Here is a 17,035-nt window from a genome sequence, read left to right as displayed (position 1 = left end):
TTACCCTGCATCCTGAAGTTCGAAATGGCCGCTCTCCAGATCAACCTGGGTGCGGAACAGAAACGCCAGCGGATAAGGCACACACCAGAGCCGCCCTTTGATTTCAATCGACAGCACGTTGTGCAGGCTGAGTGAACTGAGATCGCTCACGCAGCGCACCTGCAGGCCCTGCGGCAGAATGCGCGGTTCGAAGTGGAGAATGGCGTTGGTCATTTTGCGCTGGATATCCTGCCACTCGATATCGGAGACATTCTGTCCGGCCAGGGGTGCCACGCCGAAATTCCAGACCGAGCGCTGCACCTGATCAAAGCCGCTGAGATCCTGCTGCGCTTCGTTATTGATGGTATTAAACAGCCACTGCAGATCGCGCAGAACGTGGCGGCGCAGCGTGCTGTGCGTAATCAGCATGCTGTTCTCCGCCTCCTGCTGCTTCTCCGGCGCGTTGTCCGTGAGACGATCCAGCAGCGAGGATTGCAGTTTGTCGCGGGACGTTAACGCATCGCGCTTTTTGCGCGCACGAAAGCCGCCATGCAGCTGGGCATAGCCGTCATTCTGCCCGCCTGAATCATGACTCATCAGCACTCTCAACGTTATCAAACAGGACCTGCTGCAGACTCAGCAGTGAAAACTCTGCGCTGTCGGTGAGCCACATTTTTTGTCCCTGACCGATGAACTGATCCGGATCGTCGCCCAGCGGCTGCCATTCGGTGGCACTGGCACGCAGAAAACGTTCTTCCGCCCCCGCCAGCAGCGGATAGCGCGCCGGGATCTGGCACACCTGCTCACTGCCATCAATCAGCTGCACGCGCGTATGACGCCACACCAGATCGGTGACGCTGGCGGGCGCCTGAAACTGCATTTCACGGATCGCCGCGAACGGGATCCAGTAGTAACGGCCCTGATTGATGACTTCACACACCGGCCCGAAGCGGCTGTCGCCATCCATCAGCCAGCTGAAGGCCGAAGGCTGATCCTGCTGAGTGGCGCTGCCGGGATTCGCGGCAGCGAGTTCGAGTGCTTCGGCACGCAGTGCAGAGCCGCGTGCGGCATCGCCCTCTGCCTCCGCCTGCAGTGCGGCCAGCAGCGTGTCGCACCAGTGCCAGGCACTGCCGGGCAGCACCGGCTGCGCCTCGCCACGCAGCACGGCGTCGCGCTGCAGCTCACCGGCAATCGCCTGCTGCAAAAGATTCACCGTCGGCTGCGCCTGCGGGCTTAACGCCAGCCAGGATTGCAGCTGGGTCTGCGCACGCGACCAGTTGCCTGCCAGGCAGAGCAGCTGCACAAACGCGGCCCGCAGGTCAGCGCTGGCCGGAGAGGCCTGGATCTGGCGGGTAACATCAGCCAGCGCTTCGCTCAGCGAGGCATTGGCCAGACGATGCTGTAAGGTTTCCATGCAAACTCCTTTTGCGTCAGTTGAGGGTGCGATAGACCGCAGCGGCCGGATCTTTCAGTTCAGGATGCAGCTTTTCCACCAGCTTCACGCTCAGCGCCGCATTGCCGCTAATCCACGGCGACCAGACTTTGCGCACCTCCTGCAGACGTGCCGCGACCGCGCTCTCATCCGCGGCTTCGCTGACCGGCATCTGCACGACGACCTGCGGGCTGGCCTGCCAGCCGTTAAACCGGTTGCTGAACGGCAGTATCAGCCAGCTGTCCGGTGATTTTTCGTTGCTCAGCACCATGCGCTCGCTGTTAACCGTGGTGATGTGCAGTTCGGTGGTCGACGACTGGTTGCTCAGCCCCATGATCGGGAAGCCCTGCAGGAAGGTCACACCCACCTGCGCCGTCGCGCCGTTACCCTGCTGCGTCAGGCTGCTGTGTCCACTGAGCCAGCCATCCGACCCGCAGACCAGCCCCTGCTTTGCCGGAACAAACAGCGCGCTACCCTGAGCCGGGTGTTGCCACCAGGTGCGGAAATGGCAGCCATCGAGCAGACTGAACTGCAGCCACGGTGAGGTGTCGGCCTGCGCGGCGTTGACCAGCGGATCGGCAGGCACGGCGGCGGCCGGTGTCGCAGGCGGCGTAACCACGGTTTTCCACTGCTGCGCTCTGGCGGCGCTGCCGGTCGCGATTTCACTGCCCTGCGCGTCGGTGAGCTGCCAGTGCAGCTGTTGCAGCGGTTTGCACTGGGACGCCATCAATCCGGCAACGCGCGGCAGGAAGGTTTTCAGCACCGCCGGGTCTTTTTCACCCAGCGTGACGATCCGCAGAGAGATCGTGCTGTTACACCAGCTCGACAGCTGATTGTTTTTTACATTATCGATCCAGACATCCAGTTTCTGTGCCGGGGACTGGACGATGCGATAGTTTTCAGCATAAGCGTGCGTGCTGAGCAGCAGCGCTGCCAGACCCAGTAATCCATATTTCATGTTGGCGTTCTCAATCTCGCAGAGGGAAGAACTGCGCCGCTTCAGAGAGCGAGTGCAGTAAAGTGGTGTCCTGAGGTGACCCAATCCAGACGGCCAGCGCACTGAAGTTATCCTGCTGTCCGGCATCCGGCTGGTCGTTTTTAATGATCTGCTGCATCAGCGTCAGCCACTCTTCCGGCGTATTCACCATGTGCAGCGACTGCTGCATCTGCTCCAGCGACACGCCGTGCCAGAAACCGTCGGTGCAGAGCAGAAAGGCATCGCCATCTTCAATCTCCACCACGTCGCTGTAGCTGGCGTCGCGCTGCTCATCACCCATCCCCAGCGCAAAATAGAGCAGATTGCTGTTGATCCCTTCGGTACGGTGTCCGGCATCCTTCATCTGCTGCACCAGACTGTGATCGGTGGTGACCAGATAGAGATAACCGCGCCGGAACAGATAGAGGCGGCTGTCCCCGGCGTGGGCCCAGCAGGCCAGATGGTAGTCCCGGTCGATAAACAGGCTGACCATCGTGGTACCCATCCGGCTGTGTTCACTGCTGACTTTCTGCTGCTGACGAATGGCGTGGTTGGCGTGATTGACATAGCGGCGAATCGACTGCGCATCAAGATGCGCATTGCCATCAAAGGCCTCCAGCAGGCTGCTGCGGGCGATCGACGCGGCAATCTCGCCGCCGGGGAATCCCGCCACGCCATCACACACGACAAAGCAGGCGGAGCGCTTGCCGATCACATCACCGATCTGGTCCTGGTTACTGGCGCGATCGCCCTGATTCGACGTCGAGGCAATAGTGATATTCATGCGTCATCCGTGTGGGTTTGTGAGTCTTTGTACTGATTGACTTCCAGGTCATAGGCGTGCAGGAACGCTTCGCCAAACAGGGTGTGAAAATCGTCCTCGATTTCGCCCGCCGTCTCGCCGTAACGCTCAACAAAATGTTCCCACAGGGCGGCTTTGCGGCTGCCCGGCAGGCCGATGCGTGACACCGAACCCGCCTGGCGCGCCTCCTCCTCCAGCTGTTCCGGATTAAAGGATTGCAGCATGGAGGCGATGATGGCGCGGATCCCGGCGATCATCCCCAGCTGGTGGGCCTGCAGGTCGATCAGCGCATCGCGCACGGCCTGACGCGGTGGCATAAAGCCCGGCATCCGGCTGCCGAACATCTGCATCAGGACGGTCTTGCCTGACGGCAGCAGCTTGAACGGGTTATTAGCGTCGTCGAGGATCACCGTCATGTCAGCTTTGACGCCGCGCTTGAGGATCGAACGCGATGAGAGCAGCGCGACCGTTCCCTGCGAGAACATGCTGAGCATCTGACCAAACTGCAGCATCTGTTCCCGGTCAAACTGGGGCGTCGGCTGCAGGTCACGCAGACCCATCCCTTCCAGCAGCGCATCCAGCAGTTCCCCCTTCAGGGCGTCGCCGCTGTTCTGGCCGGCGGTCGACGGCTGTTCCGTGGCGGCAGGCTGATATCCCGAGGCGACCGGATCGATACGCAGCCGCCCTTTTGGCGTCGGTGAAGGAGCGCGCTGTACGGCCTGCGGCGTGGGCAGCGTAATCCCGCCATACTCATTTTGCGGCGTGACCGCGTCGGGCTGAGCGGCGTCTTCATCTTCGATCAGGGGCGTCTGGCCCGGCGCTTCAGGGTGAGGCTGGCTCTCTGCTGCCTGCTGAGATGGTGGTGCGTCACTGAACAGCATCGAAAAATCCTGCGCATCCGGTGTGGCAGGCACCGCTTCCGGCGGGCGTCCGGTTGCCGGTTTCACGCTGGCCGGGGCTTCCGGGGGCACATGCAGGGTGGCCGGTTTCGCGGTCTGCGGCTCCGGCTGAGCCAGCGGCACCGCGTTGCCCATCATCAGTCCCAGCGGGTCGTCATGGTTGCGCGCATCCATGCTGCTTTCACCCTCAAACAGGCTCAGCGGGTCCAGTTCAGCGGCGGGCTTTTCAGCCTGAGGTGCCGCCGTCTTCGGCTGAGCAGAGAGCGTGCTTGGCGTTCTGTCGTCAAAAATGCTTTCCCGGGCGAACAGCGCATCGCCTTCATCAAACAGGCTGCTGTTTTTAGGCTGCTGACCAAAATTGAGCGGCGCGTCATTAGCCAGCTGGGAAAGCGGATCTTCCGGGTTACGCTCCGGCGCGGCAGGCGCGGTCAGCGGATGCGCCTCCGGCAGTTCCAGCGCGGCTTTGCGCTTAGAGAGATCATCCGAGATCGAAAACTCTTTCGCCAGGCTGTCCCAGATTTCGCTGGGAATGGCCGCCGTCGCGGTTTTTTCCACCGGCGGCTCAGGCACTATCGACGCAGGGCGCACCGGCTCAGGGCGCGGAGCCGTCCTCTCCGTCTGCGGCGGCTGCGCACTGTTGAGGTCACTGACCCGCAGCTGATAATCATCAATGCCCAGAATGTCCCCATCCTGCAGCTCGACCTGACGGCCACGCTCAAGCGGAATATCGTTGAGCAGCACCCGCGTCACATTGCCACGGTTGGTCAGGCGGCACTCACCGCTGGCGGTGATATGCACAATCGCCTGCAGTCGGGAGAGTGTACGGTCGTCATCTGGCAGGACCAGATTGTTGTCCACGCCGCGACCAATGGTGCCGCCGGGCGGAAAGAAGTCACAATGGGTCTGCGGCGGCTGTTGGCCCGGTTTAGTCGTTATTATCGTAAAGCGCATAACGGATTCCTGCGGTTAGCGGTTCGGCATCTATAGTGCGCACCTCTCAGGGAAAGGTGCGGGGTATAGGGAGCAATGAGATGTTACGGGCGATGGGTGAATATCAATGCGACGCCTTGTGGTGCGAAGCCGGTTCAGATTGATTAAAAGTGAACGTTGCAGGGTGTCAGTTAACCGGTTCAAGACGATTCGCGGGAATATAGCCTGATAACGGCCCCATCAGATCTGGCTGACTTTCGTCATATGTCGCCACATAAAACCATGCCTGGTTGATACTCTTAATTTTAATTAAAGATGTTTGTGAAGAGACCTTAGCGACAGACTGACTCCCCTGTTCCGGCCGACTCAGGAGTTTACTTTCCTGAATCCCCTGTTTTAACCGCAGGGTTATTAACCAGGGATAACTATCACAGCCCTGCTCAGCCCAGGCTTTTTTTATCGGTTGTGCTGTAAAAGAAACCAGATCAGCCTGATATACGTGTTCATCACACTCGGTAGTAACCGTGAGGTTATTAATCTTCACCATGCCATATTGTTCAGCATGACCTTCTTTATATTTAAAGAAGTCATCGGGGATCTGAGTGAAATACCTGCCAATAAATTCAGGCGACACGTCAGACCTATTGATGTTAATAATTTTATGCGCGCTGCTTTTATCATCTGCAACAAAGCGTAGCTGAAGCGATGGAGAATTAATATTGCCATGCCACTCCGGTAACCAGTAAGCCTGTAACGTACCGGACTTAACATTATCGTTTGCCATGACACTCTGGCTTAGCGATAAGCACAACAGTAAAAACTTTAAGACGCCTTTCATTTCCGTCACCACTGTGTCAGATAATAACAGGTCAGGCTCAGGATCGTTTTCAGCGAAAGCGAACCCGACTAGTGTAATAAGTAACGCTGAACATCAGATGGAAGAGATAACTCTACTACGTAAATCCTGGTCAGAACTACGTTTAAGCCTTCCTTTCCCGACGTTATTTCATGGTCCCAACATCGTGAGCGATAACCTTATCCCTCTTCGTGACTATGTAGTCCCAGAGGTCCTCACCTTTGGTGCTGGGGTAGAATGCGTAGTTAAACGTTCTGTTGCTGAACTCATAGCCCTTAAAGTCGCAAACGTCAGGACAGTGCGTGTTAATCGTTTTCCCCTTAAGCACGATAAAGGAGCCGTCTTTAAGGCTTACCGATTTGAGCAAGACCTTATCGCAGGTCAGATTTCCTTCTTCACAACCATACGTTATCTGCGCGTTGAAATGCTTACCTTCAAAACTGAACGTTGTCTCAGCAAACGCCATAAGAGGCAAAGAGATCAGAACAAAAAACCCCAGAAACACCTTCTTAATCTTCATGTTATTCAGCTCCTCCTCATTCTCTTTTAGTCTGGCTCATGTGAAGCTGAGTACTTTCTGTAAACCGTTTCTGCGTCCTGACATTGCGAGAGCAGTGTGCATTTCAACATACCGAAGTTTCCAGCGATCGAACCGGTCAGGTCCATCTTAAGATAATCATCAATTAACCTGTCGCCTTCACTGAAGGCGTCAACAGGGAGATGGCTTGCTTCCAGCCAGACTGAGGCACTTTTAAAGGCATCATCAGTAAACGCCTTATCAGAAGAAACTTTCCCTGCACATCGATTCAATAGCCAGTTGCTGAAAATCTGCGGTTGCGTATAGGCGTCTGTTGCAGGTGGCGATATCGATGTCTAAATTATGAGAAATTAATAAAAACCCTGACGCTACTTTATGACTGGGTTCTAAACAAAAGCCATATTACAATTACGTTTACAAAATAGAAGAAACTAAGCAGATAAGTTTTTATAAATTTAATTTGACAATTAATAAGATGAGGTGACTTAGATAAACATCAATTGAAAAAATGACGCCAGATAATAAAACCTATCCCACCACCAATCATCATAACTCCAGCAATCATGTTCAGACTATGCAAACGCACCAGCCAAATAATTTCACCTTCAGGTAATGACTGAATAAATTCGTATGATTCCTTGCTAACCATCTTGTTACTTTTATGATGGAGTTTTACGCCTTTGTAGAGGCGAGCAAAATAGGAAATCTTTAAAGGATGGAATGACGCACTCAAAAAATAGCTAACGTTCGTGCTAATATCCAGATCCAGCTTCCTTTTACGAAATTCGCTTACTAACGCATCAAACTTCCCAGCATTCCTTCTGAATATCACATACCCAATAATCTGCAAAACAATTGAGATAAGAAAAGAAATTACTGATGCCGAAATTAAAATGTAAGGCCAATTCATAAAATCCTATCCATCGTAAATCCAGTAAACCAGCTTGCAAGTTCCCCGGATACATATCCACCTATAACTGCTCCAACTACACTGCAGGTGAGAAAACCTACTGGACCAGTGCCAACTCCAATGGCAAGACATACTCCTTGCCCAACGCCAGCTCCCACTGAACCTCCATAGACACTTGCAGCAGTGCTACTGGCAAACTTAGCATACTCGGTTACAGCAACTTTAGCACATTCGTTTTGCCGGTCTACTGTACAAGCGTGATAAACCTCATTGGTCGTGTTAACAGCCCCAAACCCAATTGACACCCATCCACCCATTTTCATAATTTTTGCTGCCTTAGCTGCACCATCAACATAGGTAGAATAACCTCGTATTGTTGTGCTTCCTGCAGTTCGCCAGTCATGGAGAATAGATGAACTCGAAAGATTTAAAGCGTGCTTAATTTTTTCATAAGGCTGTAATTTTAATACTAAACGAGAAAGCCGGGTTAATAAAACTTCGAGCTCGCTAAACAACTTTCTGCGTTCAATGAAAAACTGTTGCCCGAATAATGTTCCAGCTGTTAGATATTGATTACGGTATGCGTTTTCGATAGCAGTTAGTTTTTTGCCAATTTCATTAAAATACTTTTCTCCAGCATCACCTATAATACCTGAGGATTTGTCCATATAGTTGGTTATGGCAGCAATTGAAGCATAATGACGATTGAAAAAATCCGCCTCATCCACTGTCAGATGAGTGACACTATCATTAGTTCTTTTTTTAGCCTCATCCAGAGTACGCATTGCTGCGGGATGATTGTTTCCATTGGGATCGGCAACAATTAGTATCTGGCCGGGTTAAGCCCAGGCAACATCAGCATTCAATTGCAAAAAGAAGTTCGCAGCAGCCATATTTCGAGTGCCATAGAGCCACATTGCCTGCTCGGTCAGCCTTCCCGGACGCTGGACAACACAAAACCCCGGTTCAATTGAATTTTTTTCAGCCATCACAATCTCCTTTTGCTATTAAACGCATGTCAGTTCCTGCTTTTAAAATACGCCCCTGCCAGGGGCGTACCTGATTACGCTTCTTTGTTGCCTTTAATGTCCCAGCCTGCGCTGCTTTCTGCGCCCTTGCCGCCGGAAGCACTCTGCTCCCAGTATTGCTGCTTCACTTTAGAAGCCTGGAAGGAGTAAGTCATGCCCAGCGTATCGCCGTTGTCAGAACCGTTGTAATTAACGGTGGTCACCAGCACATCTTCCAGAGTAATGCGTGCATACTCAACCTGAGTCCCACCCGCTTTACAGATAGAGAGTTCAACTTTAGCGAGGTGCTTACCGCTGGCACAGTTCTTCAGCAGTGCCGTGGTCGATTTGTCGATCAGGGCGTTAACGTGCAGGTCGTTAAAGTTAACTTTACCGGCACCGCCGCCGCCGCCAACAGACATGTTGCCTGGCTGAGAGGCACCCCATGAGAAAGAGGTAATATCGGTCCAGCCAGTGTGGTTAGAGTCTTTAGACTCGCCGGTGACACCGTCAACCTTCATAAACATATCAATAGCCATTATCTTTCACTCTTTATTGGTTGAGATTATTGCTTTCAAAAAAGCAAGGATATGGCAAAAAGAAAAGCATGGGGCTGAATAAAACAGTCCATATTTTACCTTTGCCTTGCTTCTGAAATAGCGTCATTAACGCTATTTCAGACTTCTTGCTGCCCGTTTTTTTAAATCGGACAAATACTTTTATTTCTCGCTTGTTCATAGCGAAACCTGACATGCGAATTAATGTTCTTCCATTCGCCTGAGATTGCAGCCGGCCATTCTGTAGACAGTAATATCATGCAAAGTTTATAGTAGCGGGCCTGTCAATTGCTCAAAAAAGGAATGAGCGTGAAGAAAATCATCTTACTTTTCCTGGCCATATTAATGTCACTACTTTCACTTTATTCGATCACTGAACTTGTCGGGTCGATATATCTCATTTCTCGCTATGAGCATTTCAATGCCTATTCACTCGGATTGATTGCCGGTAAAGCCGTTTTCATCGCAGTTTGTGTCGCGGTGACTTTTATACTGGTGAAAAGCGTACGCAAACGCACTCAGTCTGAAAAAGACCGGGCATAGCATTGCACACCAGGCTCAGGCAAACATCCGGTTAATAGCCTCATCAGCAGGGAAGCGCGCGATGCGGATTCAGACTCCAGCATCACGCCCCTTCTCACCCTTTAGGCGTTGTCATTTTTCAGTGACGGCAGCTTAGAAACCAGACGCAGTGACACCGTCAGTCCTTCCAGCTGGTAGTGCGGACGCAGGAAGAACTTCGCGGCGTAGTAGCCTGGATTATCCTCCTGCTCTTCCACATTGACCTCAGCCGCCGCCAGTGGCTTACGTGATTTGGTCTCCTGGGAGGAGTTAGCCGGATCGCCATCGACATAGTTCATCACCCAGTCGTTCAGCCAGCGCTCCATCTCATCGCGCTCGCGGAAGGAGCCGATCTTGTCACGCACGATGCACTTCAGGTAGTGCGCGAAGCGGCAGCAGGCAAACAGGTAAGGCAGGCGCGCCGCCAGACGGGCATTGGCCGTGGCATCCGCATCGTGATACTCCGTCGGCTTCTGCAGTGACTGCGCACCGATAAAGGCGGCGAAATCAGAGTTTTTGCGATGTACCAGCGGCATAAAGCCGTTTTTCGCCAGCTCCGCTTCGCGGCGATCGCTGATGGCGATTTCGGTCGGACACTTCATGTCCACGCCGCCGTCATCACTTGGGAAGGTGTGGCACGGCAGGTTTTCAACCGCCCCGCCTGACTCCACGCCGCGAATCGCGGTGCACCAGCCATACTCTTTGAACGAACGGTTGATGTTGGCTGCCATCGCGTAGGCGGCATTGCTCCACGCGTAGTTGCTGTGATCGGAACCATCGGTCTGCTCTTCAAAATCGAAGCTGTCGACCGGGTTTGTGCGGATGCCGTAGGGCAGACGCGACAGGAAGCGCGGCATGACCAGCCCCAGATAACGGGCATCTTCCGATTCACGCAGACTGCGCCAGGCGGCATATTCAGTGTTCTGGAAGATCTTGGAGAGGTCACGCGGATTCGCCAGCTCCTGCCAGGACTCCATCTGCATCACTTCCGGCGCGGTACCGGTAATAAACGGACAGTGCGCTGCCGCCCCGATACGTGCCATCTCACCCAGCAGCTCAACATCCTGCGGACTGTGATCGAAATAGTAGTCACCTACCAGACAGCCAAACGGCTCGCCGCCAAACTGACCATACTCCTGCTCATAAATCTTCTTGAACAGCGGGCTCTGGTCCCAGCCAGCGCCTTTGTAGCGCTTCAGGGAGCGGCCCAGCTCCTGTTTGGAGATGCTCATGAAGCGGATTTTCAGCATCTCGTCGGTTTCGGTGTTGTTCACCAGGTAGCTCAGGCCACGCCAGGCACTCTCCAGCGACTGAAATTCCGGATGGTGAATAATCTGGTTCACCTGCTGCGACAGCTTTTCATCAATCTCCGCGATCAGTGCCTGAATGGTGCGATAGGCATCGCTGGAGACGGTCACGGTATTTTCCAGCGCCTGCTGCGCCAGGGTTTTTACCGCGCTTTCCACGGCAGCGCGCGCCTGATCGCTTTTTGGCCGGAACTCTTTGTTCAGCAGCGCGCTGAACTCGTCCTGACTGAAGCTGGCCGCGCCCTGTGATTGCGGCTGTTGTGAAGTCTGGGTCATGCTTTAGGCTCCTCTGCGTCAGTGGTGTCACCCTGCTTTGGCAGATGGGTCAGGGCCTGTAACAGCGTCGGGTCCTGCAGCACTTTACCAATCAGCTCTTCCGCGCCGTTTTTGCCATCCATGTAGGTCAGCAGGTTGGCCAGCTGGGTACGCGCTTCCAGCAATTTGCTCAGCGGCTCGACGTTGCGGGCCACGGCATCCGGCGAGAAGTCATCCATGCTGTCAAAGGTCAGATCAATATTCAGTTTGCCTTCGCCGTTCAGGGTGTTGTCCACCTGGAAAGCGGCGCGCGGCTTCAGGGCTTTCATGCGCTCATCGAAGTTATCGATGTCGATCTCAAGGAATTTACGCTCGTCGATGCCCGGTTGCGGCTCCAGCGGTTTACCGACCAGATCCGCCAGCACGCCCATCACAAACGGCAGCTGAATTTTGCGTTCCGCGCCATAAATTTCCACGTCATATTCAATCTGAACGCGAGGCGCGCGATTGCGGGCAATGAACTTCTGCCCACTGGATTTGCTTGTTGCCATGGTTTTCTCCATTAATGATGCGCGGATAAAGTGTCACAGCAGGCGCGCAGGTCCCGCTGTGTGAGTGCGTTATGTCTGCTTAATCGCGACGGCCGAAAATGGTTTCCAGCTGATGCACCCCATCAGGGGCCAGTTCACGGATGATCTCCAGAAAGTCGCGTTCGATTAAACGCTGAACCCGGTCGATCATCAGTGGTGCCGGATGGCTCGGCTCGTGCTGGGTAAAATAGAGCTTTACCTTTTCCAGCATCAGCTGAGCGTCGGCGCGGGAGCCAATCTGCACACTGCGCCAGTCAGTGGCTGCACGGGGTGCCGCCGGTGCAGGCGCTGCTGCGGTTTCAGCCGGCTGTTCCGTCGCCGCTGCCGTGGGGACCAGGGCGCTGAGATCGGTGGCCTCGCCGCGCTCGGCGATCAGTGCAATCTGCCTGCGCAGCTGCGTCAGTTCCGGCACGGCGGCGTCGCCCAGCCGTTCGGCCACGGTTTCGCAGATGGTCTGCAGCCGCTCATGAATCTGCAGCACCGCCTCAATGCCGGGCTGATCGCCCCGCGCCAGTTCGTCGATCAGACGCGGCAGGCCACCCGGATAATCAGCCACCTCTGTCTTGCTGCCGTCGCACAGCGCAGCGGCATCACGCAGCGTGATCCCATCTGAGGGGTAGCGCAGCAGCCAGCTCTGGCGCACCGCGCTGCTCAGGGGCGACTTGTCACCCAGCAGCGCCAGCGCGTTGATGCGGTAGAAAGGATCCTGTTCGCCATACTCTTCCAGCCGCGGCCACAGCGGCTCCCAGTAAAGCAGTAAAGCCTGCTCAATCAGTTTCAGGCCCTGTGCGTAGCCCGGCAGCCCTTTCAGCTCGGTCCAGGCGTGAGTCAGCGCCAGCATCACCCGCAGATCTTTGCTGCGTTCCAGCAGCGCGATCGCCAGTCTCTCCACTTTGTTCCAGTCCGCCGGTTCCGCCGGAATGATCGTGCTGCCGAACTGCTGCTCCGCTTTACCGGCGCTGGCCTGCTCCATCGCCTGAAAATCGGCGTGATACTCCAGGTTATCCCCACCGGGATTGTCGTCGCTGACCGGAGCCAGCAAAGCCTCAATATTGGTCGTCATGCGTATCGCCTCAGGATTCAAACATCGGGGGATAAAGTCCGTTTCGTCCCGGCTTTGCCCCACCGGCCGGATCAAACAGCAGGGAAAAAAGCTGGGCGGTGAAGTTACCGCTGTGCACCTGGGTATAAAGCGGAAACCCGTCGCTCTGGTTCGTCCACCAGAAGCTGGTGTAGAACTGCGGGTCAAAGTTCTCACCCGGCAGCGTCCAGTTCAGCGTCGAAGGGGTATCGCCATGCCCGATCACGTTGAGAATGTCTGACGATTCGTCTGACGCCTGAGGAGGCTGCGGCTGCGGGATACTGAGCAGCGCCTGATCCAGCTGTTCCGGTGAGCCGCCGCCCTGCACCACCCGCAGCAGTGTATTGCCCACCTGCTGATACCACTCACCGGAACGCGCCAGCAGCGCGGGTGACCACTCGGCCGGAGTGAAATGACGCAGCGCACAGAGCGGGTAGTTACGCCCCACGCTGTCACGCGCGGCAATCAGGCAGCCCATCTGGATGAGCTGGCTGCCGAGCATCGGGGGAACCACAAAGTTCCATACCGGCGCATTGAGAAACGGCCGTGAAGGCGCGTTATCGCCTTCCTGATTGCTCTGCCAGTGGTGGAGCCCCACCTGAAACCAGCTGGACCACTGGCGATAGAGCACGTCCGGGAAGCGGCGCTTTACAAAGTCACCCGCGCTGGGCAGTTTGCCGTACCAGCAGGGTGCAGCGTATTGAGTCATTGTCGGATCCTGTTTCAGGGGCAGCTAAAGCCGGGAAGCTGGAACGGGTTACGAATGCTGCCAGGGGTAAACGACAGCGTCACCTGATGGCCTTCCACGCTGAACTTTGCTTCGCGGGTCAGTCCGCCAGCCGCGGTCACCCGGGCGCGGTCGAAGAAGCGATTGAGCGCCCACGGGCCGCTGGTGACCAGGGTGGACGTGGTGCCGTTGGTCAGACCGAGCTGCATCCGCACCTGGCTGGTGCCGCCGGGACCGGGCCAGCTGACCAGCTGAACCGCCTGCGGGCCGTGGCTGTAACGCAGAATCTGTCCATCCACATCCAGCGTCAGGTTAAGAATATCGTTGTCCATCCTGACGGTGCGCAGCGTCACGCGGAAGCCTGGGGTGGTTGCGCCGTTGGCAAAGAAGGCATCGCGAATCGACTGCGCCTGCTGGAAGGGACGCAGCAGGGCTTCGCCGCCTGGCAGGGTTTTACCGTCGATGCCCGGCGTAAAGCGCCACGCTGCGCGGGTGGTGTCCACTTTGCTCGCCAGGTTGTCACGGAAGAAGCTGTCCATCATGCCGCTGCCTGGCGCAAACATGCGGGCCAGGTCGTCGGGCGTTACCTCGCTGCGCGCAGAGCGCACCAGCGGATAGCGACCAGCAATCGCCTGACGGCAGAAGCTGCCGACCTCCATGGTGATGCGTTTGCGGACGTTATCCATGTCGCGACGCTGAGCATCGCTGCTGGCCCCCACGGCCATGCTGGAAACCATGTTCTGCAGCGACCCCGGCAGGCGACCGGCGCTGGCCTGCAGACGGCTGATGGCATCGCTGGCCGGTGGCGGCATCCCGCTGTTGGCGGCATCCTGCACCGCCGTGAGGTAACGATAAAGGTCGTCAATCTGGTGCAGGAAATCATCGACTGCCAGCACCTTGCTACCCTGCTGTAACGGCTGCGCCAGCTCCAGAATCGGCGCAAAGTGCAGCGCCACAGCCTGCTCCGGTGCGGCCTGCGCGGCAGCCTGGCCCCGTGCGGCGCTGGCGTCGGGCGAGGTAAACAGCGCTTCCAGCGTGCGGGTGGCGCTGTTATCTGACGGCTGCTGCGGCTGCGCGGTTTTCTCATCAGGCTGTGCCCGGTTCAGCGTCAGCAGTTTACTGAGGTTGATGACCATCTGGCGCAGCGGTGAGTGATTGCCAGAGAGCAGGCGCGCCGTGTTGATGCGCTGTGACAGATCGGCGCTGCTGTTGAGCTGGATATCGCTGAGGAACTGCTCCCACTGGCGGATATAGTCCTGCACATAGAGCTGGCGCACCGCGAGGTCGATCTCCTCACTTTTCTGCTGCGGCGCGGCCCCATCCAGCACCCAGAGATCGTCCTTATAGAGCGCCTGCGTCACCGGCGCGATCTGCTTATCCACCTGCTGCCAGTAGCCGTCCGGCGTGTAGAGCCCCTCTACCCCGTCGTTGACCGACTTGCCGCTTTTGCGTGAAAACACCAGCTCGCTCTGCGGCCCACCCAGCGCCGACAGCGTGACCGGCTGTAGCGTGCCGTTGCGCTGCAGCAGCCGCTTCAGTCGGCCATAGACCCGCTGTGAGAGCGGCATCTGGTTAATCAGCGTCTGTTCGCGCCTGACCAGCGCCTCATCCTTCGCGTAAGGCGACGACTGGATCTGCGTCTCCAGCAACTGTTGCAGGTGCCATGCCAGCTGTTTGACCTGCTGCTGGGTGACGTTCTGCGGCAGTTCGCGGGAGAGGTTAAGCATCAGCCACGCCTGCAGGAACTTGCCATCGTAATGCTTTGGCTGGTAGAGCATCTGATACGCCTTCAGCGCCTCATAGCTGTAGTCAGCGTCGCTGCCATTGTCATTGCGCAGCCAGCGGGTGATGTTCTGTGCCACCTGCGGCAACAGCAGCTGCTTCAGCGCTTTGTCATAGAGCGCCCGGGTTGCATCGCTGACCTCGGTGCCGCGATAGAGCCCCATCCGGCGCGTCAGCGGTGGCGAGTCGAGCGAGAAGTCGGCGCTCTCCGGCAGGTGCAACAGGGTGTTGAGATAGGGCACCAGCGCAAACAGATCGCCATTGACCTGCTGCTGTAACCGATCGCCCAGCTGCTCCACCTGCGGCGTTTTGGCAGCCATCTCCTGCAGATAGGCTTTGTTTTTGCTGTAGCTGGTGAGCCACAGCGCGCCAGCCACCAGTAACAGCACCAGCAGGGCCAGATAGCCCGACCACAGACCGGCGCGGTTGCGCAGCTCCCACCAGCGGTTGCTGCCCGCCAGGCCAGACTCCTGGAAAATCACATTTTCCAGCACCCCTTTCAGGAAGAAGCTCTGCCCTTTGTTCTGCGGGATCGGCGCCTCTTTATCGACATGGTCCCAGCTTCCCGACTCACCCGCCTGCTGGTTCGGCAGATTGAGTGCGCGGTTCAGCTCCCCCATCACCCGGTCAAACGGCAGACCTTCCTGGGTGCCGCTGGCAAAATAGATGCCGCGCGGGGCGAACTGGGTTTCAAAATCAGAGCGGGCAAACAGCGTGTCGAGCGCCTCTGCCAGCACCGGACGCAGTGCCGCAAACTCCTGCGGGAACAGATAGCTCTCGGCCCGCGCCTGCGCGTCGCTCTCCGTCAGCAGCCGATCCGCCAGTCCCGCTTCCAGCCGCTGCTGCAGCAGGGAGTACTCCTGCTGAAACTGGTTATTCAGCTCAAAATCGGCGGCGGAGGCCTGCGCCCACGGGAAGGTGAACCCCCACACCTGTTCACGCTGCGCTTTATCCAGCGCGGCAAAGTAGCTGCGGAACCCTTTGAGCAGGTCCGCCTTGGTCACCAGCACATAGACCGGGAAGCGGATGCCGAGACGGTCATGCAGCTCCATCAGGCGCTGACGCAAAGCGAGCGCCTGGTTGCGCAGCGCTTCAGGCGACTGGGTCAGCAGATCGGAGACGCTGAGGGTGACGACCACGCCATTGATCGGCTGACGTCCGCGATATTTGCGCAGGAGTCCGAGAAAGTGGTGCCATTCGCTGGCGTCGCGCTCCTGCTGACTCTCCTGGGTGCTGTAGCGCCCCGCCGTGTCGAGCAGAACAGCTTCATTGGTAAACCACCAGTCGCAGTTGCGTGTGCCGCCAATCCCGCGCAGCGCCGACTTCCCGAACTTATCCGCCAGCGGAAACTGCAGGCCGGAGTTGACCAGCGCGGTGGTTTTACCGGCACCGGGTGCGCCGATAATCATGTACCACGGCAGCTGGTAGAGATACTGGCGGCCAAAGCGCTGCGCCCAGAACGGTGTCCCTTTGCTGCTGTGACGCTGGAAGTGCGCCTTTTTCAGCATCTCTGTGGCTTCTGAGAAGCGCCCTGCCAGCACCTGCTCTTCGCTGGTCAGCCGCTGCCGGTCCGCTTCCGGGGCGTCACTCTTGCCGGTTTCCAGGCTCGACATCAGCTTGCGGTTAAGCCAGAAGTTATAGAACCGCGGGATCGCCTGCCCCAGGCCCCACACCAGATAGAGCAGCGCAATACTGATGATGCGATTCTGCTCCGGCTCAAGCGGACGCGAATCCACGATAGAGAAGACCGGGCCGATGACCCAGATGATAAAAGAGAGCGCGGTGATGCCGACAAAGCCCCACGCAAGGCGGCTGGTCAGTACCGCAAACAGGATATTCAGCATGG

Annotated in this window: 19 protein-coding genes; 1 reads left to right on the top strand and 18 read right to left on the bottom strand. The window is 56.7% G+C overall.

What is annotated here, in order from left to right:
* The 13 genes from tssE to HFD97_RS03705 form a co-directional block, all read right to left on the bottom strand.
* Positions 1-576 carry a type VI secretion system baseplate subunit TssE gene (gene tssE / locus HFD97_RS03760; protein ID WP_009090738.1) on the bottom strand — a complete coding sequence of 192 codons (576 nt, stop codon included), beginning with the start codon at positions 574-576 and terminating at the stop codon, positions 1-3.
* Complete coding sequence (locus HFD97_RS03755; RefSeq protein ID WP_167430984.1) at positions 566-1,393, bottom strand: type VI secretion system accessory protein TagJ; 828 nt, start codon at positions 1,391-1,393, stop codon at positions 566-568. Before HFD97_RS03755 ends, tssE begins: the two co-directional genes overlap by 11 nt.
* A gap of 16 nt (positions 1,394-1,409) precedes the next feature.
* Complete coding sequence (locus tag HFD97_RS03750) at positions 1,410-2,369, bottom strand: hypothetical protein (RefSeq protein WP_167430985.1); 960 nt, start codon at positions 2,367-2,369, stop codon at positions 1,410-1,412.
* A 10-nt stretch (positions 2,370-2,379) separates the two neighbouring features.
* On the bottom strand, positions 2,380-3,171 hold the full coding sequence (locus tag HFD97_RS03745) for a PP2C family serine/threonine-protein phosphatase (protein WP_046101647.1): 792 nt from the start codon (positions 3,169-3,171) through the stop codon (positions 2,380-2,382).
* A complete protein-coding gene (tagH, locus tag HFD97_RS03740; RefSeq protein WP_167430986.1) occupies positions 3,168-5,039 on the bottom strand; it encodes a type VI secretion system-associated FHA domain protein TagH in 1,872 nt (623 codons plus the stop codon). Before tagH ends, HFD97_RS03745 begins: the two co-directional genes overlap by 4 nt.
* Positions 5,040-5,205: 166 nt before the next feature.
* Positions 5,206-5,802, bottom strand: a complete 597-nt coding sequence (locus tag HFD97_RS03735) for a hypothetical protein (protein WP_167430987.1) — start codon at positions 5,800-5,802, stop codon at positions 5,206-5,208.
* Positions 5,803-6,019: 217 nt separating this feature from the next.
* On the bottom strand, positions 6,020-6,394 hold the full coding sequence (locus tag HFD97_RS03730) for a hypothetical protein (RefSeq protein WP_167430988.1): 375 nt from the start codon (positions 6,392-6,394) through the stop codon (positions 6,020-6,022).
* Between the two features lie 26 nt (positions 6,395-6,420).
* Positions 6,421-6,702, bottom strand: a complete 282-nt coding sequence (locus HFD97_RS03725) for a T6SS amidase immunity protein Tai4 family protein (protein WP_255461634.1) — start codon at positions 6,700-6,702, stop codon at positions 6,421-6,423.
* 206 nt (positions 6,703-6,908) lie between these two features.
* Positions 6,909-7,322, bottom strand: a complete 414-nt coding sequence (locus HFD97_RS03720; RefSeq protein ID WP_167430989.1) for a hypothetical protein — start codon at positions 7,320-7,322, stop codon at positions 6,909-6,911.
* Positions 7,319-8,107, bottom strand: coding sequence for a hypothetical protein (locus HFD97_RS03715; protein WP_244319723.1), 789 nt, complete (start codon positions 8,105-8,107; stop codon positions 7,319-7,321). Before HFD97_RS03715 ends, HFD97_RS03720 begins: the two co-directional genes overlap by 4 nt.
* 54 nt (positions 8,108-8,161) lie before the next feature.
* Entirely contained in the window at positions 8,162-8,311 is a 150-nt protein-coding gene (locus tag HFD97_RS22245; RefSeq protein ID WP_244319724.1) for a hypothetical protein, read from the bottom strand.
* A gap of 74 nt (positions 8,312-8,385) precedes the next feature.
* Positions 8,386-8,868 (bottom strand): type VI secretion system tube protein Hcp, encoded by a 483-nt coding sequence (locus HFD97_RS03710; RefSeq protein ID WP_009090751.1) that lies wholly within the window; start codon positions 8,866-8,868, stop codon positions 8,386-8,388.
* Between the two features lie 13 nt (positions 8,869-8,881).
* Entirely contained in the window at positions 8,882-9,067 is a 186-nt protein-coding gene (locus HFD97_RS03705; protein WP_167430990.1) for a hypothetical protein, read from the bottom strand.
* 122 nt (positions 9,068-9,189) lie between these two features.
* Here HFD97_RS03705 and HFD97_RS03700 point away from each other — a divergent pair, with 122 nt between their 5' ends.
* Positions 9,190-9,429 (top strand): hypothetical protein, encoded by a 240-nt coding sequence (locus HFD97_RS03700; RefSeq protein ID WP_185155335.1) that lies wholly within the window; start codon positions 9,190-9,192, stop codon positions 9,427-9,429.
* Between the two features lie 101 nt (positions 9,430-9,530).
* On the opposite strand, the gene tssC is transcribed toward HFD97_RS03700, so the two are convergent.
* From tssC to tssM, 5 genes are all read right to left on the bottom strand, one after another.
* The gene (gene tssC / locus HFD97_RS03695; protein ID WP_140924263.1) at positions 9,531-11,030 is read right to left on the bottom strand and encodes a type VI secretion system contractile sheath large subunit; all 1,500 of its coding nucleotides are present in this window, start codon (positions 11,028-11,030) and stop codon (positions 9,531-9,533) included.
* Entirely contained in the window at positions 11,027-11,560 is a 534-nt protein-coding gene (tssB, locus tag HFD97_RS03690) for a type VI secretion system contractile sheath small subunit (protein ID WP_009090754.1), read from the bottom strand. Before tssB ends, tssC begins: the two co-directional genes overlap by 4 nt.
* Before the next feature lie 79 nt (positions 11,561-11,639).
* Positions 11,640-12,662, bottom strand: coding sequence for a type VI secretion system protein TssA (gene tssA / locus HFD97_RS03685; protein ID WP_140028372.1), 1,023 nt, complete (start codon positions 12,660-12,662; stop codon positions 11,640-11,642).
* 10 nt (positions 12,663-12,672) lie between these two features.
* A complete protein-coding gene (gene tagF, locus HFD97_RS03680) occupies positions 12,673-13,389 on the bottom strand; it encodes a type VI secretion system-associated protein TagF (RefSeq protein ID WP_009090756.1) in 717 nt (238 codons plus the stop codon).
* Between the two features lie 14 nt (positions 13,390-13,403).
* The gene (gene tssM / locus HFD97_RS03675; RefSeq protein WP_167430992.1) at positions 13,404-17,033 is read right to left on the bottom strand and encodes a type VI secretion system membrane subunit TssM; all 3,630 of its coding nucleotides are present in this window, start codon (positions 17,031-17,033) and stop codon (positions 13,404-13,406) included.
* Between the last annotated feature and the right edge of the window lie 2 nt (positions 17,034-17,035).

Origin of the sequence: Pantoea sp. EKM103V (genome assembly GCF_011800365.1) — a bacterium.
GTDB lineage: Bacteria > Pseudomonadota > Gammaproteobacteria > Enterobacterales > Enterobacteriaceae > Pantoea > Pantoea anthophila.
The sequence above is the reverse complement of the archived record's forward strand: the minus strand, read 5'-3'. Positions and strand labels throughout refer to the sequence as shown.